Consider the following 25,084-nt stretch of genomic DNA (forward strand, 5'->3'; position numbering starts at 1 on the left):
GGACCGGGACGGGAGGAGGGCCGATGAGCGGGAAGTCGGCCGTGCTCGCGACCGACCTCTCGACGGCGAGCGAGACGATGGTCGAGTCGGAGACCGGGCTGAACTGTCTCTCGCGGATCGGCGTCGATCGGATCCATCTCGTGACGGTGGTGCCCTCGAACGTCCACTCCGGGATGCCCGGGATCGACTTCGAGAAGCGTCGGAAACGCGGACTCCGCCGCTATCGGGAGACGATCGAGGCCGCCGGGTTCGACGTCGAGACGCACGTGGTCCGGGGGACGCCACATCGGCGGATCAACGGGATCGCCGGGGCGGTCGGCGCGGACCTGATCCTCGTCGGCTCCCGCGGAAAGAGCCCGCTCGGGAACCGCGTCATCGGGTCGACGGCGCGGAACCTGGCCAGGACCACGGTGGTGCCGCTGCTCGTCGACCGGATCGAACGCGGCGTCGACGACCCCGAGACCGTGCGCCGACACCTGTTCAAGCGGACGCTCTTCGCCACCGACTTCTCGGAGAACGCCGAGCGCGCCTTCGAGACGTTCGAGTACCTCCGGCACGCGACCGAGGAGGTCACGCTGGTCCACGTGCGGTCGCCGAAGGACGACACCGGCGACGAGGGCGACGTGGAGGCACGACTCGGTGAGCTCGGGGACCGGCTCGACGAGTGGGGGCTCGAGGCCCGCACCGACGTCAGACGCGGCGACCCCGCGGCGGAGATCCTCGCCGCGGAGCGGGAACACGAGCCGAGCACGTTGCTCCTCGGATCGCGTGGCCGGAGCCGCCTGCGGCGACTCCTCCTCGGCAGCGTGAGCGAGGAGGTGGTCGTGAACGCGGCCGGCAACGTCTTCCTGGTGCCGCCGCCGCGGTCGGCCTGAGCGCGAGATCGGAGATATCGGAGCGTTCTGGGCTGCTCGCGCGGAATTGTGTGTTCTATACACAAGCCTTTTACGCACACGGGGCGTACTTGCGGGCAATACCATGCCAGACTCGTTGGCCGAACAGCTCCGGAGCGACATGGAGTGTGAGGGGTTACTGGAGTGTTTTCACGGCCTCAAACCGCTTGACCGGGAGTGCTTCCAGGTACTCGTCGAGAGCGAGGAACCGCTGACGATCGACGAGATCGGCGAGGCCGTCGACCGGGAGCGCTCGACCGCCTACCGTGCGGTCCAGCGACTCCTCCAGACCGGATTCATCAGCAAGGAACAGATCAACTACGACCAGGGCGGCTACTACCACGTCTACCAGCCGACCGATCCCGAGAAGATCTCGGGAGAGATGCAGCGGATGTTGAACGACTGGTACGCGAAGATGGGCCAGCTCATCCAGGAGTTCGAGGACAAGTACGAGGACGAGGAGGCCGAGTCGGTACCGGCGTCGAGTTAGGACGCCGGCCGCTCAGCCGACGGTCAGAACTCGATCGGCGGTCGTCACGACCTCGAGTAGGTCGTTCATCGTCGATATCGGACAGACCTCGCTTCCGTCGCGTTTCCGCATCTCCAGACACGTCCCGCACGCGAGCAGTTCCCCGCCCGCCTCGTCGAACGCCTCCATGCGGTCCCGCACGTCGAACCGGTCGTCCGTGATCTCCTCGGCTTCGACTCCCTCACCCAGGAGGAACACGGAGACGTCCCGTCCGTCCTCCAGGGCGGTGAGTCCGAGCCGGAACGCGTTCCAGGCGCGCTCGGGGTCGGCGGTTTCGAGCACGATCCCTAACGTCTCTACGTCGTCCGGTGTGTCGGACATGTATTGTACAATACATCCAATATTATATAATCCTGTCGTCGTCGACGAGCGGACGTGATTCGGAACGGAGAACGGATCGACGCGGTGGTTCGGGGAGGATCAGGTCGGATCGGATCGACCGTCGACGTCGGGCGGACCGTCGACGCGCTTCGCGGGCCTCAGCGGCGGCGGAGCGCGTAGGCCGCGTAACCGACCGCGGCGAGCAGCCCGGTGAAGAGGAGGCTTCCGGTCGCCGCCGGCGTGGTCGTGACGTACTCGCCGAACGGGTCGGTGAGCGCCAGCACGCCGACGGTGAGGACGACCCCGATCAGGATCGTCACCGCACCGAACGCCTTGAATACCGCGTCGAGATCGATGCGAGGGGAACGCGATGAGTGGCTCATACCCTCCAGTACGCGTTCCGCACATAAATGGAGGGATGGAGATTCCCACGGACGGGGAACACGTTGGTTCGGAGTCACGAAATGTCGTGTGAGATGGTCCCATGGAAACACAGTATACGATCGACCGTCGAATCGACGTCTCGAGGGGACGGAACGATCCCTCGACGCGGACTGCCGAGATATCCGGAGGGAAACGCGCCGGTTCGACGGATCGGCGTGATCGTATCGTATCACGGTGAATAATACGAATACGTTATTCATCGTTCCCCGTCTCTCACGCGAATATAGTATTGTACAACTAACCCAAAACCGTTATATCTCCCTGTCGGCTATCGTCGAGTACATGACTGACATCGATCGATCGATCCGATACGAAACGCTGGCGTCGGATGTCGGGGAGAGCCGATGATCGGCACGGAGCTCCTCGCCGGCGCGTCGCCGTCGGTACAGGCACTCGCGGTGATCGGGATCGTCCTCCTCGAGGCGATCGCCCTCTACGTCGGGTACGGGGCCGTCGAGGAGGCGATCGGACCGACCGTCCTGGATCGGCTCGCGAAGGCGAGATGATCGGCTCCATCGCGGCGAGTGAGCTCCTCGGTCTCGGCCCGGAGATCTTCGGCCTGTTCGTCGCCTTCGGCTTCATGGTCGGCGTGTTCTTCGGGTTCTTCGGGATGGGGGGCTCGTTCCTCGTCACGCCCGCGCTGTTGATCCTCGGCTATCCCGCCCCGGTCGCCATCGGCAGTTCGATGGCGTTCGTGTTCGGGACCGCGGCGATCGCCACGATGAAACACCACGACGCCGGGCAGGTCGACTACAAGCTCGGCGCGCTGATGTTCGTCGGGATCTCCGTCGGCATCGAGCTCGGAAGCCGGCTCGTCTTCGGACTGGAGGTGCTCGGGATCGCGAACGTCGTCGTCGGCGTCGCGTACGTGCTCCTGCTGGCGGCGATAGGCGTGTTGTTCACGCGGAGCGCGCTCGATACCGGCGATGACGACGGCGACGAGGACGGGACCGACGACGGGGGCGAGAAAGGCGGCGACGAGTCCGAAGGTGACGCCGACGAGGTCCCGGCGATCGCCCGGAAGATCCAGTCGTACGAGGTCCCGCCGATGATGACGCTCGCGGACGGCAGCCGGGCGTCACTGTGGACCATCTCCGGCGTCGGCGGCGGCGTCGGGCTCGTCTCCGGGTTCCTCGGCGTCGGCGGCGGGTTCGTCCGGATGCCCGCGATCTACTACGTGATCGGCACGTCGCTCGCGGCCGCGGTCGGGACGAGCCTCTTCGGGGGGCTCATGTCCGGGGCGGTCGGCGCGTTCACCTACGGCCGCGCGGGCGTGATCGACCTCGGGATCGTCACGGCGCTGCTCGTGGGCAGTGCGCTCGGGGCGCGGATCGGCTCGAGCGCGACCGCCTACGTCGACGAGGACGACGTGACGATCTACTTCGGGCTCATGCTGCTCGTCGCCAGCGCCGCGGTCGGGATCGGCGAGCTCTCCTCGTGGCTGTCGATGCCGGTCCTCGACCGGCTCAGCTTCGTCCTCCTGATCGGGTCCGCGCTGCTCGTCTGTACGACGATCCTCTATCACGGCGCGCTCGCCGTGCGACGGACCCGCGGCGTCCCCGGATCGGCCCAGCGCGGCGAGTGAACGGCGCTCCGACCGGAGATCAGCCGGCCGGGAGTATTGTATTAAATATCCAAAACCGTTATGGGCGTGGGGCGCGTACGTCTCGATGATGACACAAACCAGCGAACCCGTGCCGACCGAACCCGTCGCGCTCGAGAGTGCCGACGACTTCGACGACTTCGTGACCGGGCACGACGTGGTGCTCGTGGACTTCTACGCCGACTGGTGTGGCCCCTGTCAGATGATGGAGCCGTCGGTCGAGGCGGTCGCGGCGGAGACGGACGCGGCGGTCCTCAAGGTCGACGTGGACCAGCATCAGGGACTCGCCGGCGAGTACGGCGTTCAGGGGATCCCGACGCTCCTGGTGTTCGCCGACGGCGAGGTCGCCGACCGAATGGTCGGCGCACAGACCGAGGACGTCCTCCGCGAGGCCGTCAGCGGGCGGCTCGAGTGAATGACCGCGAAGCCGGAGGGGTCCGCATGACTCCGCGAGAGCTTCGGGCGGACGTTCCCGCGCTGGACGAGGAGACGGCCTACCTCAACTACGGCGCGCACGGACCGAGCCCGGAGTTCGTCGTCGACGCCGCCGCCGACTTCCTCGCGGGCCACGAGTACGGCGTGGCCGAGACGGACCCGTACGAGCACGCGTTCGGGACCTACGAGACGGTCCGCGAGCGGATCGCGGCGTTGCTGGGGGCCGATCCCGAGGAGATCGCGCTGACCGAGAGCACGACCGACGGGATCGCGCGGATCGCCGCCGCGATCGACTGGGAGCCCGGCGACGTGGTCGTCCGAACCGACGTCGAACACCCGGCGGGCGTGCTTCCCTGGCGACAGCTCGAGGAGGAGGTCGGGATCGAGGTCCGCGTCGTCGAGACCGAGGGCGGCCGGATCGACCGCGACGCGTTCGCCGACGCGGTCGCGGACGCGCGACTCGTCTGTTTCAGCGCGATCACCTGGACGCACGGCACGCGTCTCCCCGTCCGGGAACTCGTCGAGGTCGCGAACGACGCGGACGCGTTCACGCTCGTCGACGCGGTCCAGTCGCCGGGACAGGTCCCGGTGGACGTCCACGCGTGGGGCGCGGACGCGGTCGCGGCCGCCGGCCACAAGTGGCTGCTCGGGCCGTGGGGGGCGGGCTTCCTCTACGTCGACCGCGCGGTCGCCGAGGGGATGACCCCCGGCACTGTCGGCTACCGCGGCGTGGAGACGCCGACCGCTCACGACATCGAGTACGCCCCGGGCGCGAAGCGCTTCGAGATCGGCACCACGACCCCGGCGGCACACGTCGCCCTGTTGGAGGGGATCGACGCCATCGAGTCGATCGGTCTCGACGCGATCGAGAGCCGGATCGAGACGCTCACCGACCGCCTGAAGGAGGGCGTCGACGACGAGCGCCTCCTGAGCCCGCGGGAGTACGAGACCGGGCTCGTCACGTTCGACGTCGAGGAACCCGAGGCGACCGTCGAGCGGCTCCTCGATCAGGGGATCGTGATCCGCGACCTGCCGCACCCGGACGCGGTTCGAGTGTCGGTCCACGCGATCTCGACGGAGCGGGAGATCGACGAGGTGTGCGAGGCGTTGAACGGGGAGCGGTAGCGTGGGGTTTCACACGTTCGACGCCGATCGCGCGGCGAAGCTCGAGGACCCCGAGCGCTACGCTTGGGTCTCCCGCGAGGAGCTGGTCGACGCGGTCGAGCCGACGCCCGACGACGCCGTCGCCGACCTGGGCAGCGGGACCGGATTCTACACCGACGACGTCGCCCCCCACGCCGAGACGGTGTACGGGGTCGACCTCCAGGCGGAGATGCACGCGGCGTACCGCGAGAAGGGACTCCCCGAGAATGTCGAACTCGTCGAGAGCGACGTGGCCGACCTGCCGTTCGCGGCGGGCGAACTCGACGCCGCCTTCTCGACGATGACGTTCCACGAGTTCGCCGACGACGACGCGATCGCCGAGGTCGCCAGAGTGCTACGGGCCGAGGGGCGGTTCGTCGTCTTCGACTGGTCCGCCGACGGCGACGCCGCCGCCGGGCCGCCGCTCGACGAGCGGTACGACCTCGCGGACGCGACCGCGATGCTCGAGGGAGCCGGCTTCGAGGTCGTCCACGGGACGACCCGCACCGAGACGTTCGCGGTCGTCGCGCTGGCGCCGCGAGGGTGACGGAACCCTGCCGCCGTCCGTCAGTCGGATGGAACCCTACCCGCGGCCGTCCGCCAGTCGGTCGGCCTCCGGGAGCGACCGCAGCCACAGCATCGCGCCCGTCCCGACGAGGGGACCGACCACGAGCGGAACGAAGGCCCATCGCCAGCCGACGACGTTCCGAACCGCGGGGATCAGCCGGATGGAGGCCATGGTGATGAGGAAGCCGACGGCGGTCTGGAGCGTCAGCGCGGAGCCGACGTAGCTCGAGTCGGCGAGTTCCGAGACGGCCGCGGAGAACTGTGCGGAGTCCGCGACGATGAAGAACCCCCAGACCAGGACGAACGGAACGACCACGAGAAGCGACGAGCCGTAGACGAGGCCGGCGAGGAGACAGGCGGTGCCGGAGACGCCCATCGAGACGCTCGTCACCAGGGATCGTCCCCAGCGGTCGGCCGCCGACCCCGCGATCCAGGCCCCCACGCCGCCGATCGCGATGGTTCCGAACGCCAGGAGCGAAGCGAGCCGTCCCGCGTTCGCCGTGCCCCCGGCCTCGAGGCTGGCGACGAGATATATCGGGACCCATGTCCAGACGGCGTACAGCTCCCACATGTGGCCGAAGTAGCCGACGTTCGCCAGGACGACGCCGCGGTCGGTGACGATACGCCGGATCGCGCCGGGGTCGAACGGGGACGTCTCGGGCTGGTGAGGGCCGTCCTCGTACGCTAGGACGAGAAGCCCGCCGAGGGCGGCGAGCCCCGCGGTCCCGTAGAGGACGAGGTCGGGACGACCGACGCCGCCGATCGCTCGGAGGAGGTGTGGCGACGCCGAGCCGACGGTGAGCGCGCCGACGAGGACGCCGATGGCGAGACCACGTCCCTCGTCGAACCACGCCGCCATCATCTTCATGCCCGTCGGATAGACGCCCGCGAGGGTGACGCCGGTGAGGAATCGGAGAGCGATGGCCGGGAGACCGCTGGAAACGACGCCGGCGATGAGCGCCGTCACGGCGGCGCCCGTGAGCGCCGAGCCGGCGAAGAGATACCGTGGCGGAACGGCGTCAGCGACGGTGAGTGACGCCGACAGCAGCGCACCGACGACGAACCCGAGTTGGACGGCGTTCGTCAGCCACGCCGTCTCGGCGGCGGAGAGGCTCCACGCCTCGGCCAGTTCCGGGCCGACCGCCGTGCCGCTAAACCAGAGGGTCATCGCGAACAGTTCCGCGATCCCGACGAGAACGAGCGCACGCCACTTCCCGTTAGCAATGGTCGCCATGCGTACGCGGAGTCGACCGGGGACAAAAATCCGACTACCGATCCGTTACTCGACGACCTCGCGAACCCACGCCGTGAGGTCGTCGCCGGGGATGAACCCCTCCGCGCGGCGGGCGACCGGCTCGCCGTCGACGAAGAGGACGAAGAGCGGCACGCTGCGCACGTCGAACCGCTCGACGAGCGGCGGGTCATCGCGGGGATTCACGAGCGCCACGTCGACGTCGACCGTGCGGGCGACGTTGCCGAGGACGGGCTCCATGCTCGCGCAGATCCCGCACCCTTCGGTGTAGAACTCGACGAGCGCGGCGTCGGTGTCGGCGAGGAAGTCGTCGAGGGCGGACTCGTCGGCGAGCGAGGTCGGACGACCGCGCGGGGCGTCCCTCGCGTGGTCCTCTCCGGTCGATACAGTATTGGATTCCATACACACTATTGTTCTCGGACCAATATAAAGGCTTGCCTCGGAGGGATCCGCCCCTATCGCTCGTCGAACCGCTCCGCCCATCTCGACGGCAGTGCAGCGTACACCTCGGCGTTCCGCGCCAGCGCCTCGCGAGTGGTGTACTCGTCGACCGCGTGGACCGTGTCGGTACCGAACGCGAACTCCACGGTAGGGATGCCGGCGTGTCGGAACGTCTTCGCGTCCCCGCCGCCGGTGGCGCTCCGACGGAAGACGCGCTCGCCGGAAACGGCGGCCGCGGCGTCGGTGACGGCTCCGACGAGCGGCCCGTCGACGGGTTCGTAGCTCCCCACCGACCAGCTCACGTCGGCGATCGAGACCGCGGGGAAGTCGGCGAGACACTCGCGGACGTCCGCGAGCACGTCCGCGGTCTCGACGCCCGCGGTCAGCCGCACGTCCAGGCGGGCGGTCGCCGCGTCCGGCACGGTGTTCACCGCCTCGCCGCCCTCGATCGTCCCGAGGTTTACCGTCGGGTGTTCGAAGAGGTCACGTGCGTCGTCCGCGCCGAGCGTCGGCTCGTAGTACTCGACCGACTCCTCGACGATCGGGCGGAGCGCCGCGTCGAGGTCGAACTCCCGGGCCGTGAGCCGCGAGCGAAGCAGCGAGACTGCCTCCCACAGCCGGTCGATCGCGTTGTCGCCGAGCGACGGCCGCGAGCCGTGTGCGGCGGTTCCCTCGGCGCGGAGCGTCAACCAGATGCTCCCGCGGTCGGCAACGGTGACCGAGTGCCGCCCGCGCGAGCAGGTCGTCTCACCGATGACGCAGGCTTCGGGCGCGAGCCGGGCGAACGCGTCGCTCGCGACGAGGGTGTCGACGCCGGCGTCGCCGCCGGTCTCCTCGTCGCTCACGACCGCGAACGCGAGGGTGACCGGGGGTTCGGCGTCGGCCGCCGCGATCGATTCCCCGGCGGCCAGCATCGCCGCGAGCGGCCCCTTCATGTCGGTCGCCCCGCGCCCGTAGACTCGATCGCCGTCCCCCTCGCCGAGCGGGTCGTGGCTCCACGCGTCCGCGTCGAACGGGACGGTGTCGACGTGGCCGTTGTACAGCAGGGTCCGGTCCGTTCGACCGGGCAGGACCGCGAGCAGGTTCGGCTTCGCCGGGTCCGTGACGACGCGCTCGGTCTCGAAACCGGCGGCCGCCAGCAGGTCGGCGACGTAGTCGACGGCCTCACGGACGTCTCCCGGCGGATTTCGCGTGTCGAGCCCGATCAGGTCGGTCGCGATATCGACGATGCGGTCGGTCGAGACGGTCGGATCGGCCGGATCGGTCGAGCGGGTCGGGTCGGATGGATCGTCTGTCATGGTGGTGTATCTCGAGGGGAGGCCGAGAGAGAGGATATCCGCGGAGGGTGAGCGAAAAACGGACACCGACCGGGGACGGAAGCGGAAACGTGTGGACGCGGGAACGCGCCGGTCAGTCGTCGCCCGGTGCGGCGGCGGGCGCGTCGCCGGCGTCACGGCTGCGCCAGACGCCCTGTGCGTACGCGCCGACGAACATCCCGCCGATCGCGTAGAGGATCGGCCAGTTGCCGACGCCGAGGCTGGCGTAGGCCGCCCCGGGACAGATCCCGGAGAGCCCCCAGCCGACGCCGAATATCGACCCGCCGACGAGGACGTCCCGGTCGAACGACTTCAGCCGGCGACCGTACGGCCGCCCCGTAAGCGGGGCCGACCCGCGGAGTTTCGGCAGGGTCCAGAACGCGATCCCGGCGACGATCGAGCCGCCGAACATCACGAACAGGAGCCCGAAGTCGTCGAACGTCAGGAAGTCGAGGACGACCTCCGGACGGGCCATGTGGCTGAACCCGAGCCCGAAGCCGAAGACGAGCCCGCCGACGAGGATCAGCGGCATGAAGAACGGGTGTCGGCTCACAGTCCCACCCCCAACGCCGAGACGGCGTTCGCGGTCACGATCGCGACGACGAGGAACGTCGCCACGCCCACGAGCGAGGTGCGCGAGACCGAGCCGACCCCGCAGATCCCGTGTCCGGAGGTACACCCCTTTCCGACGCGGGTGCCGATCCCGACGAGGATCCCGCCGAGGAACAGCCGCCACGGCGAGACCTCGGTGGTCCAGGCGCTGCCAGCGACGGACCAGGGGTCGCCCTGGTATATCAGCGCGTAGACGGCGGCCCCGCCGATTATCCCGAGGGTGAACACGACGCGCCAGTCGCGCGAGGCGCGGTACTGTGCGAACCGCGAGCGCCCCGAGACGTACGAGAGCGTCGACTCGAGGAACGTGCTCGCGCCCGCCGTGATCCCCGTGCCGAGGTAGATCAGGACGGTTCCGAGCCCGACGAGCAGCCCGCCGATCGCGTACCGCGAGATGCCGTTGGGAAACAGCGCGTCGACGGTGCCGGCTCCGAGCAGGTCGGCGGCCGCGGCGTCGATCACGCGCCGTCACCCCCGGTGGGACCTGACGTCGCGGGCGAGCGGGACGTCACGGACGGATCAGTCGTCGCTCGTGAGCGCATCCTGGCTCGCGGCGCAGTTGTTCGGGCCGAGCTCGAGCGCGAACGCCTCGTCGTCGTCGACGGGGTTCTGCCCGAGGTTGGTGGCGATGACCTCCTCGTAGTTGGCCGGTCTGGGCGGCATGTCCGCCAGGACGGTCTCGACGAACGTATCCTCGTCGACCGAGAGCGCGTCCATGCGTTCGCGGAGCTCGCCGATCGGCGCGGTGTAGGTGCCGTCCGCGGCCGGCTCGGCCGCGTCGCTGAAGTGCGCGCCGCCGACGAGGACGTCGTCGTCGAGGGGCAACACGCGGTTCTGGAGCGAGTCGTACAACAGGCGGGCGGCCTCCGGAGCGCCCTCGTCCCCCTCCTCGAGGTCGGGACGGGCGACGCTCTCGATGAAGAGACCGTCGCCGGTCGCGAGCAGGCTCCCGCCGAGCAGGTAGGAGGTCATGCCCGTGGTGTGGCCGGGCGTGAACACCGTCTCGATCGTCGCCGATCCGACGGCGAACTCGTCGCCGTCCTCCGTCAACGTGACCTCGTCCGCGTAGGTGACGCCGCGGTCGGCGGCGGCGGACGGAAGGATCGCCTCGACGCCCTCCTCGGCCAACTCACGGAGCCCGGAGACGTGATCCGCGTGCACGTGCGTGTCGAACGCGTACGTCAGATCGACGCCGAGCTCCGCGGCGTCCGCGAGGTAGCGGTCGGTGAACGCCCGCAGCGGGTCGACGACGGCGGCCTCGTCTCCGTCGTACAGGAGGTACCCGAGACAGCCGCTGGAGGGGCGCTGGTACTGGAGGAGCGTCCCCGGGCCGTCGTAGTCGGTCACCTCGTGGGCCTCGTAGATCGACGCCCAGCCGTTCATCCCGTCCTCGAGGTGGTCGACGTCGTAGCCGCGGTCGGCGAGCGCGCCCGCGACGTACTCGCTCGCGCCCCCCTTCGCACAGAGCACGGTGACGTGCTCGTCGTCCGGGATCGACGCGAGGACGTCGTCGTCGATCTCCTCGTCGAGGAAGTGGAAGTAGGGCACGTTGATCGACTCGACGGTATCACCGTCGATGCGCCATTCCTCGTAGTCGCTCGACATCCGGGCGTCGAGCAGCGTCACCGACTCTCCGGCGTCGATGCGGTCTTTGAGCGTTTCGGGGGCGATCGAGTCAACGTCCGAGTCCGGCGTCGGAAAGTCCATCTCGTCTGCGTCCATGTACGCTCTCCACTATCGGACGTATCGACTTAAGACTTCCCATAGTAATGTACATACTATGCAATACATAGTAGATCCGGGACAGACTCAGATTGACGATAAGCGTCCCAAAACACGCATATACGTGGACATGTGCGAATGACACGTTGTATCCGTCGGAATGGGACTTCGGTGTCGTTCAGTAGTTCAGGTCAACCACAAGAATCGACACACTTATCATCGAACATCCAATATTGTGTGATAGCCCCAACACGGGGATCCAATCATGAGCACGGAAACCGCGACCGAGACGCTCGACGTGAAAGGACAGAACTGCCCGATGCCCGTCATCAAGACGAAGGGGGCGTTCGACGGCCTCGCGGCCGGCGACGTTCTCGAGGTCGTCTCGACGGATTCGGGGAGCATGAGCGACATCAAAGGCTGGGCCGAGTCGACCGAGGGTGCCGAGCTGGTCGACCAGAAGGAGGCCACCGAGGACGGGACGCCGGTGTACAAACACTACGTCCGGAAGGCGGAGTGAGATGAGCGCGGACACACCGCCGTCGTCGGACGGCGAGTTCTCGCCCGACGATCTCGCCGAGTTGCGCGAACAGATCGAGGCGTTGGAGACCGAGGTCTCCGACCTCCGGAACGAGGTCGACGAGGGGAGCGCCGACAGGATGGTGATCATCGCCACGAAGGGAACGCTGGACATGGCGTACCCGCCGCTCATCCTCGCGAGCACGGCCGCCGCCTTCGGCTACGACGTCACCGTCTTCCACACCTTCTGGGGGCTCGAGATCCTCCACGAGGAGAACTCGAAGGACCTCGGGTTGAGCTCCGTCGGAAACCCCAACATGCCGCTGCCGAACGCCATCGCCGCGCTTCCGGGAATGGACCGGATGACGGCACGGATGATGCGAAACCGGATCGAGGACAACGACGTCGCCTCGATCGAGGAGCTGATCGAGACCTCCCTCGCGAGCGGCGTCGACCTCCAGGCGTGTCAGATGACGATCGACCTCCTCGGCTACGACGAGGACGACTTCTACGACGGCGTGACGACCGGCGTGGGCGCGGCCTCCGCCTTCCAGGACATGGCCGACGCCGACATCCAACTGCTCGTATAGCTTCGCACACATCTCGGTCACGTTTCGACGAGAATCGAGATCACGTCGGAGTTCTCAGAGGATTGTGCGTGAGTTGTCGGTGTCAGTTCGCCATTTCAAAAATTTATATATAATATCCCACAAGAGTATGATATGTGTTGTCATGGTGTTCAGTATTATGTATGGAACGGAATAGGTTCAACCCATCCCAAGCGAGAGGGAGGCGATGTCTCGTGACGGAGACCGAGATCACCGACAAACTACAGGTTGGGTCGCTGCAAGTTCTCCATGCTGTCCTCGTGATCGGGGTGGGCCTTGCACTCGTCAGTGTGCTGGTCGGGGGCGGGCTCGTCGGAGCTGCGAGCGCTCAGAACGACACAGCGATCGATACTGGGGAGGTGGACGTTGATCCGAACGACTTGGAGGGTGCTGGTACGGAGACCGACCCCTATATCATCACTAACGCCTCCGAACTCCAAGCGATGGAGGATGACCTCGCAGCGAACTACGCACTCGGGAACGATATCGATGCTAACGGGACTGCGGAGTGGAAGGACGGGGACGGATTTGATCCGATTGGTAACGCTTCGAGACCGTTCACCGGCGTGTTCAATGGACAGGGCTACGACATCACGGCGGTCGCCATCGATCGGAGGAGTGAGGACGTTATCGGCCTGTTTGGTGCGTCCAACGGCAATATAACGAACGTTACTCTCACCGACGTGACCGTCACTGGCGATCGAGGTGTTGGCGGGCTAGTGGGTAGAAACGTCGGAAGCGTAAGTGGATCGTCCGCCACTGGAGGCGTTACCGGCGAACAGGGTGTTGGCGGGTTGGTCGCCTTCAACAGGGGAACGGTGGAGGGATCGTCCGCCGCCGGAGACGTTGTGGGTGAGGAGAGCGTCGGGGGACTGGTCGGCGGGAATCCGACAGGTATCGTACGTAACTCGTCCGCCACAGGGAGGGTCACTGGCCAGTACTTTATTGGCGGGCTGGTCGGTCTCAATCGAGGCACCGTCGATGGATCATCCGCCACCGCTACCGTCACCGGTGATGGGACTGACGGTCCAGTGCTGAGTACCGGCGGGTTGGTTGGGACCAACAGCGGCACGGTACACGACTCGTCCGCCGCCGGGACCATCACCGGCGGCCAGGGTGTCGGCGGGCTCGTCGGCGATAACAGTCAAGCGATCATAACGGACTCCTCCGCTTCCGGGACCGTTTCCGGTGAAGACACCGTCGGTGGGCTCGTGGGAAACAACGCCGAAGCGACCGTAAGCCGGTCGTCCGCTACCGCTGCCGTCAGCAGTTCTGATGAGGCGGGCGGACTCGTTGGCTCCAACTCCGGAAACGTGAGCAGGTCCTCCGCCGCAGGCAACGTCACTAGTTCTGGTGAAGCGGGTGGGCTGGTGGGGTCCAACTCCGGAAACGTAAACAGGTCCTCCGCCGCGGGCAACGTCACTGGTACTGAGAACACTGGCGGCCTGGTGGGGTCCAACTCCGGAAGGGTAATCGCGTCGTTCGCTACTGTCTCGGTCACTGGTGAAGAGTACGTCGGCGGACTGGTCGGCCGTAATCCGGGAACCGTGAGCGGATCGTATGCCGCCGGTCCCGTTACCGGCTCTGAGCAGGTCGGCGGGTTGGTTGGATCCCGAGGAACCGTGACCGCGTCATACTGGGATACCCGGGCGACGAACCAGCAGACATCCGCTGAGAGTGCCACTGGCCTCGATACGTCTCAAATGACGGGCGAAGCAGCCCGCACCAATATGTCCGCGTTCGAGTTCGGAACGGTCTGGAGGACGCAGTCCGGTGACTACCCGGCGCTCATCTCGGAGGGTTCCTCTGGGGAGACCTCCGAGGATCCGTCCGGGGAGACCTCCGAGGATCCGTCAGCGGACAGCTCGGAAGCAACGCCGACGGACGCGCCCGAAGAACCGGCAGCAACCGACGATGGTGTTCCCGGTTTGGGTGCTATCGTCACTCTCGTCGCGCTCACTGTCGCCACGATCCTCGCGGTATCTCGCCGTCCCGAACGAGAGTGAACCGGGTTCTGTGACCCGCTACGGCGGTTTCTCTCGGCGAGATCTTTTCGACGACGTTTGCAGCAGCATGCCCGATGGTCCGTCGGGACCGTCAGGAATCGCCCTCTGGCGACCGCGACCGTCCGATCGCCTTCGAGAGCGCGAGCACGTACCCCAGGCCGTACTGTATCTCGGGATCGCGGAGTCCGCGTGCGAGCCCCAGAGCACCCACCTTCGACGGCTCGCTCCGTTGGGCCGCGCCGAGCCCCTCGAGGAGCGTCTTGGTTCCCTCGCGGACCTCGTCGTCCGCGGCCGTGTCCGCGACCTCGCCGAGCGCGGCACCGGTGCCCGCGAGCGAGCGGACCATCCCGTCGTCGAGGGCGGCGGTCGCGAGCGATCCGACCGCTCCGAGCTCCGCGAGTTCGTCCAGGGTTCCGCTCCGCTGGAGCTCGATCAGGGTCTCCATCGCCTCGCGGAGCTCGTCGCCGTTCTCGCCGACGGTCGCCGCGAGGCCGACCGTCTCGTCGGTGGCCAACCCGTCGGCCGACTCCGCGAGCGTCGAGGCCGTGCCGGCGAGTTCGACGACCATCTCGTCGGTGAGCGCGCTCTCCCCGAGCGCGACGACGTCGAGCAGCTCGTTGACCGCGTCGAGCCGGTCGACGAACGCCGCGACCGCCTCGGGATTCTCCGAGACGATCGCCTCGAGATCGTCGCGGTCGACCTCGTCCGCTCCGTCTCTCTCGTCGGGATTCTCTCCCGACATCTCAGAGCAACCCCCGTGCGGTGAGCCAGTAGGACTCGTTGTACGCCAGCTTCGACCAGTGAAGCTTCTCCGACGGCGGGGCGGGCGACGGCGCGTTCTCGTAGTCGAACTCGACGAACGACGCCGCGTCCATTCCCGTCTCGATGAAACACAACGTCTTGCCGTCGTACGTCGCCGTCGCGGGGCGGTCCCGGACCTCGCTCGCGAGCCGCTCGCCGACGACGCCAGCCTGGTAGTGGGCGACGCTTCCCGCCTTGGGCACGCCGGTCGTCGCGGCGTCGCCGATCGCGTACACGTCCTCGGCACGTTCGGCCTCCAGCGTGCGTTTGTCCACGTCGACCCAACCGCGGTCGCCGAGGTCGGCGTCCGCGACGACGTCGACGCCGCGGTGCGGCGGGACGCCAACGAGGACGTCGTAGTTGATCTCGGTTCCCTCCATCGACGCCACCGTCTTCGCGTCGGGGTCGACCGAGTCGGCGTTGAAGAACGTCTCGACGTCGATGTCGCGCTCCTCCATGATCGGCTCGGCCCACTCGCCGATGTGTGGATTCCCGTGGACGCGCCCGATGGGGTAGGTGTAGGTGATCTCCACGTCCTCGCGCAACCCGCGCTCGCGGAACCAGTCGTCGGCCATGAACGCGAACTCCAGCGGCGCGGCCGGGCACATGTGCGGCGTCCCGACGACGCTCACCACGAGGTGCCCCTCGGTCATCGAGAGCAAGTCGTCGCGCAGCGCGAGCGCGCCGGACTCCGAGTAGTAGTCGTGGCCGCCCTCGGCCAGCCCCGGGACCTCGTCCGGCGCGAGCGTCGAGCCCGTCGCGACGACGAGGTAGTCGTAATCGAGCGCGTCCGGCGTGTCGCGGAGCTCGAGCCGTTTTCCCTCGGTGTCGATCTCCGTCACCCGATCGATGACGAGGTCGATCCGGGAGTCGACGAGCTCGCGGAGCGGCCGCCGGCCGTCGGCGAGCTCGCGCTGACCGAAGGGGACGTACAGCCACACCGGCTTGTACACGTGGTCGGGATCGTCGTTGACCAGGGTCACCTCGACGTCGCCGGCGTCGATCTCCGCGGCGAGCCGGTCGGCGAGGCCGTTCGCGAGCACCGTCCCGCCGGTGCCGCCGCCGAGGATCGCGATCCGCTCGGTCACGTCACGCCACCTCCACGTAGAAGCGGTAGTCGTCGTCCGTCTCGTCGACCTCGAGCAGCTCGTTTTCGGTCTCGTCGACCCACTCCGAGACGTCCGTCAGGGACTGGTCGTTGTCGCTCAAGAGCAGGATCACGTCGCCCGGGCTCGCCGAGCGGACGCGACCGATGAGGTCCATCAGCGGCCCGGGGCAGGCGGCCCCGCGCGCGTCGACGGTGTCGGTGGGTTCGATGTCGAGATCGGTCATGGATACGGTCGGACGTTCGATCCCCGCGGAGATAATATTGTATAGGAGTTCCAAAAATATGGAATACTACCCAAAATTATATACCAGAGACTGAAGCTACTGGACCGGATCGGATCGAGAAGCGACGTCCGAGCGACGGCGACGACTACTCGCCGAGTTCGTCGCGGAGGTCGCCCATCGTGACCTCGCGTTCGGCGTGGGCGTTGTGCTGGTGGATCGACTCGTCGTTCGACTGTTTCATGCGGATCACGGCGTCGTCGGCGAGGTGGTCGAACTCCGAGAGCGTTCCCTCGGCGAGCGCACGCACGCAGTCCTCGACGAACTTCGCGTTCGCGTGGGCGTGGTAGGTCATGTGGTCCTCGTCGGGGCGTTTCGCCATGTTGTAGATCCGCGCGCTCATCGAGTCGCGGGCGACGTCGATCACGTCGCGGAGGTCGACCTCCGGGCTCCCGTCCGTGGTGATCGTCAGCGTGGCGTGGCCGCGCTGGGAGTGACCCGGCTGCGGGACCGCATCGAGGAACGCCTCGGCGGTCTCCTCGTCGACGCCGAGCCGGTGAAGCTCCTCGCGAGCGCGCGACTCGGACATCCCCTGCGAGCAGGGACACACCGTCATCCCGGTGACCTCCGCGCCGATCTCGGCGCGGGTCCCCTCGTCGGTCGCGGTCGCGCTGGCGAGGATGGTCGCCGTGCTCTGGGTCTCGAGCCCGGAGGCCGGCGTGTCCTCGCGGGTGACGAGCTCCGCCGTCATCGACACCTCGGCGGTGGTGGTGTAGTCGTGTTTCTCTAAGAGCCGCTCCGCGGCGTCGCCACAGACGTCCTCGACGCGGTAGGCCTCCTCGCGGGTGATCTCCTCCAGGATCTCGTCTATCGTCGCGAGGTTCCGCGACATGTCGATCCCCTTCCGACCGCTCGGGAGGTCGACGAACACCTCGAACTCGGCCATGAGGACGATCGGTCGCTCGTCGCCGCGGGCGAGTTTGACGAGCTTCTCCACGCCGGTGACGCCGACCTGCGAGAGCCCGACGGTGACGTCCGGAGCCGACGCCTGTACGTCCGGCAGCTGATGACTCATTACGAACGTATCAGGGGAGACGAGCGATTAGGGCTTTCGATGACGGGGGTCGCGTCGGGCTTTCCGCGGCAGTACCGCCACGTCTCGCGTCGCTCCGGCGCGTAACGCACCATTTATAACTGCGGCAGCGGAACCGTACCCCAACGACCATGCCGAGTTCCAATGGACCCCAGAAGGCCACTCGAGACAAACTGTCGAACAAGCCGAGAGACCGCGGAACGTCGCCGCCCCAGCGCGCGATCCAGGAGTTCGAGGCGGGCAGCCGGGTCCACCTCAAGATCGACCCGAGCGTCCAGGAAGGGCGCTTTCACCCCCGCTTCGACGGTCGAACCGGCACCGTGACGGGCAAGCAGGGCGCGGCGTTCACCGTCGAGATCACGGACGGCGGCAAGACCAAGACGCTCGTCGTCCGCGCCGCCCACATGAGCCGTCAGCAGTAAGATGACTATCTTCAAGGAGAAACTCGACGAGGAGTACCTCACCACCGCGGAGGCGAAGGACATCCTCGCCGAGATCGAGGCCGACCGCGCGGCCGACGAGGAGCGCGAGCTTCGATACGAGCTGGCCCGCGCGATCGAACACGTGAACCGCTTCGGCCACCTCGACGCCGACGAGTCTCGAGAGCTCGTCGAGGAGCTCGTCGAGCTCGAACGGATCGACGTTCCGACGGCGGTCAAGATCACCGACCTCCTCCCCGAGGACCGCACCGAACTCCGCTCCGTCTTCGCCCAGGAGCGGTACTCGCTCGACGGCGACGAGCTCGACGAGGTCCTCGACGTCGTCGCGAAGTACGCATAGGCCGGTACGAAGCGCCGACCCGGTCCGATCCGAACGGAAAGCCGAGTCGGATCCACGGGAGCCGACGTTTCCCCCGACGGCAGCGGTTTTTTACCGCTCGGACGCGCTACCTGTTGACATGACCGACGACGCGACGGACGCCGACGGCGACCGCGATTCGGCCTCCGAAGGCGGCATCGAGGAGCGCTCCATCGGCGTTCTCCTCGACGTCCTCCCGAACGGCCGACCCGACGACGGCCGGCCGGGGTATCAGAAGTCCCCGGTGGCGTACGCGCTCGGCGCGTCGTCGTTCGGGCTGTACGAGCTGTCGCTCGAGGAGGACGCCGACGTCGCCGTGAGCGACCGGGTCGACTTCGACGGGCCGAACGTCTCGCGGTACCGCGAGGTCGCCTTCGACGACCTCACGCGGAACGCGGCCGCCGAGGTCGAGTACGCCGTCGAGGCGATCGTCGACGACGACGAGCGTCGGTTCGTCGACTTCTACAACGAGGCGGGGCCGATAACGCTCCGGCTCCACCAACTCAACCTCCTGCCCGGGATCGGCAAGAAGCTCCGGAACAGGGTCCTCGACGAACGGAAGCGCGGCCCCTTCGAGAGCTTCGAGGAGGTCTCGAGTCGGATATCGGGACTTCACCGCCCCCGAGAGGTGATCCTCGAGCGGATCGTCGAGGAGATCCGCGAGGACGACCTGAAGTACCGGACGTTCGTCGGCCGCGAGGAGTGACTCGGAAACGGGACTTTTACCCCGAACCACCGTGTAGCGCGGCCATGACCGATCGATCGGCGGGGACCGCGGACGCGTACGGAACCCGCGACCCCGACGCGCTCGCGCGGCGAGCCGGCACCCGCGCGAACCCCGACAACGATCAACACTTCCTCGTCGACGACCGCGTCCTCGACCGGCTGCCGACGTACCTCCCCGCGGACGCCGACCGGAGCCACCTCCTCGAGGTCGGCGGCGGCGCGGGCGCGCTCACGGACCGGCTGCTCGCGGCGGTCGGCGCGGGCGAGGAAGCGCCAGCCGGTCGGGTGACCGTCATCGAACGCGACCCGCCGTTCGCGGCGTTCCTCCGCGAGGAGTTCGCCGACGCGGTCGACGCCGGGACCCTCGCAGTGATCCAGGGCGACGCGCTCGAGGTCGAGTTGCCCGACTTCACCGCCTGCGTCGCGAACCTGCCGTACGGGATCTCCTCGGAGATCGCCTTCCGGCTGCTGCCCCGAAAGCGGCCGCTCGTGTTGACCTTCCAGGCGGAGTTCGCCGACCGGATGGTCGCGTCGGCCGGCGACTCCGAGTACGGTCGCCTCTCCGTCTCCGCCCAGCACTACGCGAACGTCGAGATCGTGGAGCGGATCCCGAAGGAGGCGTTCGACCCCCAACCCGCCGTCGAGAGCGCGGTCGTCCGGTGTACGCCGCGGGATCCCGACTACGAGGTGGGTGACGAGGCGTTCTTCCTCCGATTCGTGAAGGCGCTTTTCACCCAGCGGCGCAAGACCGTCCGGAACGCGATCCGCAACACCGCCCACATCTCCGGGCTCGACGCGCCGGACGCGGTCGTCGACGCGGTCGACGAGAACCTGCTCGGGCGCCGACCGGGGACGCTCGACCCCTCGGCGTTCGCGGCGCTCGCCGAGCTCGCTCGCGAGCACGGGTCCCCGGCGGAGGCGTGAGACGATGACCGGGATCGGGGCCCTCCTCGGCGCGCTCGCCGAGCTCGATCGGATCGTGAGCGGGAACCTCCGCCGGCTCCTGCTCACGGTGGCGATCCTCGCGGCCGTCGTCGTCGTCCGGCTGGTCGTCGGGCGGGTGAAGCGGCGGAACGAGGAGCTCTCCTCGAAGCGCCGGCTGCTCCTCTCGACGACGGTCGCCGGAGCCACCGCCGCGGGGGTGCTCTCGCTTCTCGTCGTCTGGGAGCGCAGCGGGGCGCTCGTCGACGCGGTCCAGTCCGCCGCGATCGCGGACCAACTGTCGAACGTCGTGCTCGCGGTTATCCTGCTCGCGAGCGCCTACGCGGTCACGGACTTCCTCGGCGACGTGATCCGCGAGCTCTCAGTCGAGAGCACGACGGTCTCCGAACACCAGGAGGAGGTGCTCCGGCGGATCGTCCAGTTGACCGTCTACACGCTGGTCGTGCTCGTGACGATCGGCCTCTTCACCGACAACGTCGGCAGCCTCCTCGTCGGGGCGGGATTCCTGGGGATCGTCGTGGGAATGGCCGCCAGACAGACCCTCGGTGCCGCCCTCGCCGGGTTCGTCCTGATGTTCTCGCGGCCGTTCGAGGTCGGCGACTGGGTCTCGATCGGCGAGTACGAGGGGACCGTCACGGAGATATCGATCATCAACACGCGGCTCCGGTCGTTCGACGGCGAGGTCGTCACCCTCCCGAACGACGAGGTCCGTGCGGGCGCGGTCGTCGACCGGTCGCGTCGCAACCGCCTCCGCATCGAGATCGAGGTCGGCGTCGACTACACGACCGACCTCGATGTGGCCGTGGACGTCATCGAGGACGCGATCACCGGGGTCGACGGCGTAGCCCGGATGCCACAGCCCGACGTCGTGACCAAGCGGTTCGCGGACTCGTCGGTCGTCCTCGGGGTCCGCTACTGGATCACGAACCCGAGCATGCGGAAGCGCTGGCGGACCCAGACCGCGGTCATGGCCGCGATCAAGGCCGAGTTCGAGGCCGAGGGGATCACGATCCCCTTCCCGCAGCAGACGCTCTCGAGTCGAACGAAGGGGGCGGACGCCGAGTTGAACGCGCGGATCGGCGGGGGCGAGGGCGAGCCCGAACCGTCGGGTGAGACGGACGAGGGATCGTCATCGGGAGGATCGGGGTCGTCGGAGGGACCGGGAGCGTGACCGCCCTCGACCGCGACGGACCGACCGTGTATCAGCCCGCCGAGGACTCCGGGCTGTTGGCGGAGGCGGCCCTGGAGGACGCTCACGGCCGCGTACTGGAGGTCGGCACCGGGTCCGGCTGGGTCGCCGAACGGATCGCCGAGGAGCGCGGGCTCCGCGTCGTCGGCAGCGACTACAACCCGCACGCGGCGCGGGAGGCGGCCGACCGCGGCGTCGAGGCGGTGGTCGCCGACCTCCTCGACCCGTTCCGCGCCGACGCCTTCGACACGGTGTGTTTCAACCCGCCGTATCTCCCGACCGATCCGGAGAACGAGTGGGACGACTGGATGGAGCACGCGCTCTCGGGCGGCGAGTCCGGGCGGGAGCTCATCGAGCCGTTCCTCACCGACGTCGCCCGGGTGCTCGCGCCCGGCGGAACCGTCCTCCTGCTCGTCTCGTCGCTGACGGGGTACGAGGAGGTGCTGGCGCTCGTCGAGGACGCCGGCTTCGATCACGCGGTCGCCGTCGAGGAGTCGTTCCCGTTCGAGACCCTCACCGTGTTACGGCTCGAACGGGCGGGATAGGTCGGAGTTCCGGGTCAGTCCGCGGTTCGCTCGTCGGGAGCGTCGCGGTCGGCGGTCGGATTCCCCGTCCCCTCCGATCCGGTCGGAACGGGTCTGACTCTCCCGTCCGTCTCCCCGAAGGACTCCGGGTGGATCACGGCCGCGAGCGCCTCCAGCGTGTCGACGACCCGGTGGCTGTGGCGGTTGAGATAGGCGGTGCCGTCCATCGCGTACACCCGTCCGTCCCGCACCGCGGCCACGTCGTCGAGGGGTTCGCGTTCCAGCAGCTCCCGAGCCCGGCCGCCGGCCTCGGCGACGTCGGCGCTACAGGGACCCACGACGAGGACCTCGGGGTCGAAGGCGCGCAACTCCTCGGGGTCGACCTTCCGGGACCGTTCGCCGGCCGCGACGAGTCCGGGCTCCCCGCCGGCGAGCCGGAGCAGGTCGGGGATCCAGAGCCCGCCGTGGCGGACCGGGTCGGTCCAGTCGAGGACGGCGACGCGGGGACGGGAGTCGCGAGTCGCCGGGGAGCCGGAGCTCGCCACCTCGCCCGGGACCGCGTCCGCGACGGCGTCGATGCGGGCCTCGAGGTCCGCGCGGAGGGTCGCCGCAGTCTCCGGGTGACCGACCGCCTCGCCGATCCGTTCGACGTTCGCGAGCACGTCCGCGAGGTCGTCCGCGTGGACGTCGAGCACCGCGGCGTCGAGGTCGAGCCGCTCGACCGCCCGGCGGGCGAGCTCGGCGTCGAGCGCACAGACGGCACAGACGCCCTGCGTGAGTATCGCGTCCGGATCGGCCGCGGCGAGCGCGTCGCCGTCGAGGTAGTACGTGTCGTCGTGGGCGACGATCCGGTCGACCTGGTCGGGGTCGCCGTCGAGGTCGCGAACGAGCCCGGTGAGCGTCGGCCGGTCGGTCACCGCGGGCGGGTGATCGCACTGGTGGGAGACCGCGGCGGGCGTGACGCCGAGCGCCGCCGCGACCTCCGTCGCCGAGGGAAAGAGCGAGACGACTGACATGGACCGTGATTCCACGCGACCGGTGGTAAGGGTTCGGCTCGCCCGTTCCGAGGGAATAACTGAGGAGCATAAACCAGGTTCGCAAATATTATACAACGGCATATCCAACGCTCGGTGATGACCGAACGAGTCGCGGCCACGCCGGGGATCTATCCGCTCCCGGACTGGGCGAAAGGGACGCTGTCGGACCTGAAGGGCCACCAGAAGGGCGACCTCCTCAGCGGCGACGAGGGGGGCGAGATCGCCGAGGCGTACGACGAGGTCCGCACGGAGTTCGTCGACGACCAGATCGAGGCGGGTCTCGACCGCGTCGTCGAGGGGCAGGGCCGTTGGGACGACATGATCGCGCATCCGCTCACGATCCACGACGACGTCGAGACCGGCGGGATCGTGCGGTACTACGACAACAACAACTTCTACCGCGACCCGCGGGTCGTCGGCGAGCTCGACTTCTCCGGGGACGTGGCGGACGAACTTGAGTCGGCGCGCGCGCTGCTCGAGGAGGCGGGTTCCGGCGACGCCCCGCTCGCGGCGACGCTGCCGGGACCGTACTCCCTCGCCGAGCTCGCGACCGACGAACACTACGGGGACGACGACGAGTTCCGGGCCGCGATCGCCGAGTTCCTCGCCGGCGAACTCGAGGCCTTCCCCGCCCACGAGACGCTGTTCCTCCTCGAGCCGTCGCTGGTGACGAACCCGCCGGCGGACGGGACCGAGGAGCGCGCGACCGACGCGATCGCGACGGTCGCCGACGCGACCGACGCCGACGTGGTCGTCCAGACCTTCTACGGGGCGCTCGACGAGAAGCTGTACGCCCACCTCGTCGACGAGGCGGGCGCGGACGCGCTCGGGCTGGACCTGGTCGCCGGCGACCGCGAGGACACCGTGTACAACGTTCAGGAGTACGGGTCGACCGACTCGCTCGCGCTCGGGCTCGTCGACGGGCAGAACACGCTCGTCGAGGAGCCGGAGACGATCGCCGAGCGCGTCGAGTGGTTCGAGGGACAGGTCCTGGCCGCCGACTTCGAGACGACGTACCTGACGCCGAACACCGAGCTGTTCTACCTGCCGGAGAACAAGTACCGCGCGAAGCTGTCCGCCCTCGCCGCCGCCACGGAGGTGCTCGAGTAATGGTCCGAAACCCAGCCGCCAACCGCGACCAGTTCCGCCCGACCGACCACCCGAACGACGCGTTCCTGCTCACGACCGTCGTCGGCTCGTACCCGAAGCCGAAGTGGCTGAACCGCGCCGACGAGCTCGTCGAGGACCCCGACTCGAAGTTCGACGAGTCGGACCTCGCGGAGGCCCACGACGACGCCTGTCGGCTGATCACTCACGAACACGAGCGCGCCGGGCTCGACACCGTCGTCGACGGCGAGATGCGCCGCAACGAGATGGTGGAGTTCTTCGCCGAGCGCATCGACGGCTACGAGTTCAACGGCCCGGTGAAGGTGTGGGGCCACAACTACTTCGATAAACCGAGCGTCGTCGAGGAGGTCTCCTACGACGAGCCGTGGCTCGTCGACGAGTTCGCGTTCACCACGAACGTCGCCGAGCGACCCGTCAAGGTGCCGATCACGGGGCCGTACACCCTCGGCTTCTGGGCGTTCAACGAGGCGTACCCCTCCACCGAGGAGTTGGTCTACGACCTCGCGGACCTCGTCAACGAGGAGGTCGAGAAGCTGGTTGAGGCGGGTGCACGGTACATCCAGATCGACGAGCCCGCGCTTGCGACGACCCCGGAGGACCACGCGATCGTCGGCGAGGCGCTCGACCGGATCGTCTCGGGCATCGACGAGGACGTGCGGATCGGCCTTCACGTCTGTTACGGCGACTACTCGCGGATCTACCCCGAGATCAACGACTATCCGATCGACGAGTTCGACGTGGAGCTGTGTAACGGCGACTACGAGCAGATCCCGACCTTCACCGACCCCGAGTTCGCACCGGACCTCGCGCTCGGCGTCGTCGACGCCCACACCGCAGAGATCGAGCCGGTCGAGGAGATCAAGGAGAACATCCGCCAGGGGCTCCGGGTCGTCCCGCCGGAGAAGCTGACGATCTCGCCCGACTGCGGGCTGAAGCTGCTTCCCCGCGAGATCGCCTACGGCAAGACCGAGAACATGGTGACGGCCGCGCGGGAGGTCGAAACCGAGATCGACGCCGGCGAGATCGACCTCGACGCGCCGCTCGCGGACGACTGACGGGTCGCCGTCCGATTCCCCGCAGATCACCCGATCACCCTCCCGTTACCG

31 protein-coding genes are annotated in these 25,084 nt (G+C 68.0%); 18 read left to right on the plus strand and 13 right to left on the minus strand.

Going from position 1 to position 25,084, the window contains the following annotated elements:
• The first annotated feature begins 23 nt into the window (after positions 1-23).
• Both OKW78_RS07545 and OKW78_RS07550 read left to right on the plus strand, forming a co-directional pair.
• On the plus strand, positions 24-875 hold the full coding sequence (locus OKW78_RS07545; protein ID WP_281194571.1) for a universal stress protein: 852 nt from the start codon (positions 24-26) through the stop codon (positions 873-875).
• A 103-nt stretch (positions 876-978) separates the two neighbouring features.
• On the plus strand, positions 979-1,383 hold the full coding sequence (locus OKW78_RS07550; RefSeq protein ID WP_281194572.1) for a helix-turn-helix domain-containing protein: 405 nt from the start codon (positions 979-981) through the stop codon (positions 1,381-1,383).
• 12 nt (positions 1,384-1,395) lie between these two features.
• On the opposite strand, the gene OKW78_RS07555 is transcribed toward OKW78_RS07550, so the two are convergent.
• Positions 1,396-1,743, minus strand: coding sequence for a DsrE family protein (locus OKW78_RS07555; RefSeq protein WP_281194573.1), 348 nt, complete (start codon positions 1,741-1,743; stop codon positions 1,396-1,398).
• 158 nt (positions 1,744-1,901) lie between these two features.
• Complete coding sequence (locus OKW78_RS07560) at positions 1,902-2,126, minus strand: hypothetical protein (RefSeq protein WP_281194574.1); 225 nt, start codon at positions 2,124-2,126, stop codon at positions 1,902-1,904.
• A gap of 405 nt (positions 2,127-2,531) precedes the next feature.
• On the opposite strand from OKW78_RS07560, the gene OKW78_RS07565 reads away from it, so the two are divergent.
• The 5 genes from OKW78_RS07565 (at position 2,532) to OKW78_RS07585 (ending at position 5,915) form a co-directional block, all read left to right on the plus strand.
• Positions 2,532-2,693 carry a hypothetical protein gene (locus OKW78_RS07565; RefSeq protein ID WP_281194575.1) on the plus strand — a complete coding sequence of 54 codons (162 nt, stop codon included), beginning with the start codon at positions 2,532-2,534 and terminating at the stop codon, positions 2,691-2,693.
• Positions 2,690-3,772 carry a sulfite exporter TauE/SafE family protein gene (locus tag OKW78_RS07570; protein WP_281194576.1) on the plus strand — a complete coding sequence of 361 codons (1,083 nt, stop codon included), beginning with the start codon at positions 2,690-2,692 and terminating at the stop codon, positions 3,770-3,772. Before OKW78_RS07565 ends, OKW78_RS07570 begins: the two co-directional genes overlap by 4 nt.
• 88 nt (positions 3,773-3,860) lie before the next feature.
• Positions 3,861-4,205, plus strand: a complete 345-nt coding sequence (trxA, locus tag OKW78_RS07575) for a thioredoxin (protein ID WP_281194577.1) — start codon at positions 3,861-3,863, stop codon at positions 4,203-4,205.
• Positions 4,206-4,231: 26 nt separating this feature from the next.
• A complete protein-coding gene (locus OKW78_RS07580) occupies positions 4,232-5,350 on the plus strand; it encodes an aminotransferase class V-fold PLP-dependent enzyme (RefSeq protein ID WP_281194579.1) in 1,119 nt (372 codons plus the stop codon).
• Position 5,351: 1 nt separating this feature from the next.
• On the plus strand, positions 5,352-5,915 hold the full coding sequence (locus tag OKW78_RS07585; RefSeq protein WP_281194580.1) for a class I SAM-dependent methyltransferase: 564 nt from the start codon (positions 5,352-5,354) through the stop codon (positions 5,913-5,915).
• Between the two features lie 36 nt (positions 5,916-5,951).
• Here the strand turns inward: OKW78_RS07585 and OKW78_RS07590 are convergent, their stop codons facing one another.
• The 6 genes from OKW78_RS07590 to OKW78_RS07615 all read right to left on the minus strand — a co-directional run bounded on the left by OKW78_RS07590 (position 5,952) and on the right by OKW78_RS07615 (position 11,278).
• Entirely contained in the window at positions 5,952-7,169 is a 1,218-nt protein-coding gene (locus OKW78_RS07590; RefSeq protein WP_281194581.1) for an MFS transporter, read from the minus strand.
• A 45-nt stretch (positions 7,170-7,214) separates the two neighbouring features.
• The gene (locus tag OKW78_RS07595; RefSeq protein WP_122103962.1) at positions 7,215-7,589 is read right to left on the minus strand and encodes a co-chaperone YbbN; all 375 of its coding nucleotides are present in this window, start codon (positions 7,587-7,589) and stop codon (positions 7,215-7,217) included.
• Positions 7,590-7,642: 53 nt separating this feature from the next.
• The gene (locus OKW78_RS07600; RefSeq protein ID WP_281194582.1) at positions 7,643-8,926 is read right to left on the minus strand and encodes a M20 family metallopeptidase; all 1,284 of its coding nucleotides are present in this window, start codon (positions 8,924-8,926) and stop codon (positions 7,643-7,645) included.
• A gap of 112 nt (positions 8,927-9,038) precedes the next feature.
• Entirely contained in the window at positions 9,039-9,476 is a 438-nt protein-coding gene (locus OKW78_RS07605; RefSeq protein ID WP_281194738.1) for a YeeE/YedE family protein, read from the minus strand.
• A gap of 17 nt (positions 9,477-9,493) precedes the next feature.
• A complete protein-coding gene (locus OKW78_RS07610; RefSeq protein WP_281194583.1) occupies positions 9,494-10,018 on the minus strand; it encodes a YeeE/YedE family protein in 525 nt (174 codons plus the stop codon).
• 57 nt (positions 10,019-10,075) lie between these two features.
• Entirely contained in the window at positions 10,076-11,278 is a 1,203-nt protein-coding gene (locus OKW78_RS07615) for an MBL fold metallo-hydrolase (RefSeq protein ID WP_281194584.1), read from the minus strand.
• Positions 11,279-11,543: 265 nt separating this feature from the next.
• On the opposite strand from OKW78_RS07615, the gene OKW78_RS07620 reads away from it, so the two are divergent.
• The 3 genes from OKW78_RS07620 (at position 11,544) to OKW78_RS07630 (ending at position 14,411) form a co-directional block, all read left to right on the plus strand.
• On the plus strand, positions 11,544-11,798 hold the full coding sequence (locus tag OKW78_RS07620) for a sulfurtransferase TusA family protein (protein ID WP_281194585.1): 255 nt from the start codon (positions 11,544-11,546) through the stop codon (positions 11,796-11,798).
• Between the two features lies 1 nt (position 11,799).
• Positions 11,800-12,387, plus strand: a complete 588-nt coding sequence (locus OKW78_RS07625; protein ID WP_281194587.1) for a DsrE/DsrF/DrsH-like family protein — start codon at positions 11,800-11,802, stop codon at positions 12,385-12,387.
• 212 nt (positions 12,388-12,599) lie between these two features.
• Positions 12,600-14,411 carry a GLUG motif-containing protein gene (locus OKW78_RS07630; RefSeq protein ID WP_281194588.1) on the plus strand — a complete coding sequence of 604 codons (1,812 nt, stop codon included), beginning with the start codon at positions 12,600-12,602 and terminating at the stop codon, positions 14,409-14,411.
• Between the two features lie 91 nt (positions 14,412-14,502).
• Here OKW78_RS07630 and OKW78_RS07635 read toward each other — a convergent pair whose 3' ends face one another.
• The 4 genes from OKW78_RS07635 to mptA form a co-directional block, all read right to left on the minus strand.
• Entirely contained in the window at positions 14,503-15,153 is a 651-nt protein-coding gene (locus OKW78_RS07635) for a DUF1641 domain-containing protein (RefSeq protein ID WP_281194589.1), read from the minus strand.
• A 1-nt stretch (position 15,154) separates the two neighbouring features.
• A complete protein-coding gene (locus OKW78_RS07640) occupies positions 15,155-16,300 on the minus strand; it encodes an FAD/NAD(P)-binding oxidoreductase (protein ID WP_281194590.1) in 1,146 nt (381 codons plus the stop codon).
• A 1-nt stretch (position 16,301) separates the two neighbouring features.
• Positions 16,302-16,544, minus strand: coding sequence for a sulfurtransferase TusA family protein (locus OKW78_RS07645; protein ID WP_281194591.1), 243 nt, complete (start codon positions 16,542-16,544; stop codon positions 16,302-16,304).
• A 145-nt stretch (positions 16,545-16,689) separates the two neighbouring features.
• Complete coding sequence (gene mptA, locus OKW78_RS07650) at positions 16,690-17,616, minus strand: GTP cyclohydrolase MptA (protein WP_281194592.1); 927 nt, start codon at positions 17,614-17,616, stop codon at positions 16,690-16,692.
• A 149-nt stretch (positions 17,617-17,765) separates the two neighbouring features.
• Between mptA and OKW78_RS07655 the strand changes: the two genes are divergently transcribed.
• From OKW78_RS07655 to OKW78_RS07680, 6 genes are all read left to right on the plus strand, one after another.
• Positions 17,766-18,056, plus strand: a complete 291-nt coding sequence (locus OKW78_RS07655; RefSeq protein WP_281194593.1) for a 50S ribosomal protein L21e — start codon at positions 17,766-17,768, stop codon at positions 18,054-18,056.
• A 1-nt stretch (position 18,057) separates the two neighbouring features.
• Positions 18,058-18,414 (plus strand): RNA polymerase Rpb4 family protein, encoded by a 357-nt coding sequence (locus OKW78_RS07660; RefSeq protein ID WP_281194594.1) that lies wholly within the window; start codon positions 18,058-18,060, stop codon positions 18,412-18,414.
• 118 nt (positions 18,415-18,532) lie between these two features.
• Complete coding sequence (locus OKW78_RS07665) at positions 18,533-19,138, plus strand: DUF655 domain-containing protein (protein WP_281194595.1); 606 nt, start codon at positions 18,533-18,535, stop codon at positions 19,136-19,138.
• A 44-nt stretch (positions 19,139-19,182) separates the two neighbouring features.
• Positions 19,183-20,082 carry a 16S ribosomal RNA methyltransferase A gene (locus OKW78_RS07670; RefSeq protein WP_281194596.1) on the plus strand — a complete coding sequence of 300 codons (900 nt, stop codon included), beginning with the start codon at positions 19,183-19,185 and terminating at the stop codon, positions 20,080-20,082.
• A gap of 4 nt (positions 20,083-20,086) precedes the next feature.
• Positions 20,087-21,271 (plus strand): mechanosensitive ion channel family protein, encoded by a 1,185-nt coding sequence (locus tag OKW78_RS07675; RefSeq protein WP_281194597.1) that lies wholly within the window; start codon positions 20,087-20,089, stop codon positions 21,269-21,271.
• Positions 21,268-21,834, plus strand: coding sequence for a HemK2/MTQ2 family protein methyltransferase (locus tag OKW78_RS07680; protein WP_281194598.1), 567 nt, complete (start codon positions 21,268-21,270; stop codon positions 21,832-21,834). Before OKW78_RS07675 ends, OKW78_RS07680 begins: the two co-directional genes overlap by 4 nt.
• 14 nt (positions 21,835-21,848) lie before the next feature.
• Here OKW78_RS07680 and OKW78_RS07685 read toward each other — a convergent pair whose 3' ends face one another.
• The gene (locus OKW78_RS07685; RefSeq protein WP_281194599.1) at positions 21,849-22,829 is read right to left on the minus strand and encodes an ABC transporter substrate-binding protein; all 981 of its coding nucleotides are present in this window, start codon (positions 22,827-22,829) and stop codon (positions 21,849-21,851) included.
• Positions 22,830-22,946: 117 nt separating this feature from the next.
• Between OKW78_RS07685 and OKW78_RS07690 the strand changes: the two genes are divergently transcribed.
• Together OKW78_RS07690 and OKW78_RS07695 are read left to right on the plus strand one after the other, a co-directional pair.
• On the plus strand, positions 22,947-23,960 hold the full coding sequence (locus OKW78_RS07690) for a 5-methyltetrahydropteroyltriglutamate--homocysteine methyltransferase (RefSeq protein WP_281194600.1): 1,014 nt from the start codon (positions 22,947-22,949) through the stop codon (positions 23,958-23,960).
• A complete protein-coding gene (locus OKW78_RS07695; RefSeq protein WP_281194601.1) occupies positions 23,960-25,033 on the plus strand; it encodes a methionine synthase in 1,074 nt (357 codons plus the stop codon). The genes OKW78_RS07690 and OKW78_RS07695 overlap by 1 nt, the downstream gene beginning before the upstream one ends.
• The last annotated feature ends 51 nt before the right edge of the window (positions 25,034-25,084 follow it).

The organism is Halorubrum sp. F4, assembly GCF_027257195.1.
GTDB lineage: Archaea > Halobacteriota > Halobacteria > Halobacteriales > Haloferacaceae > Halorubrum.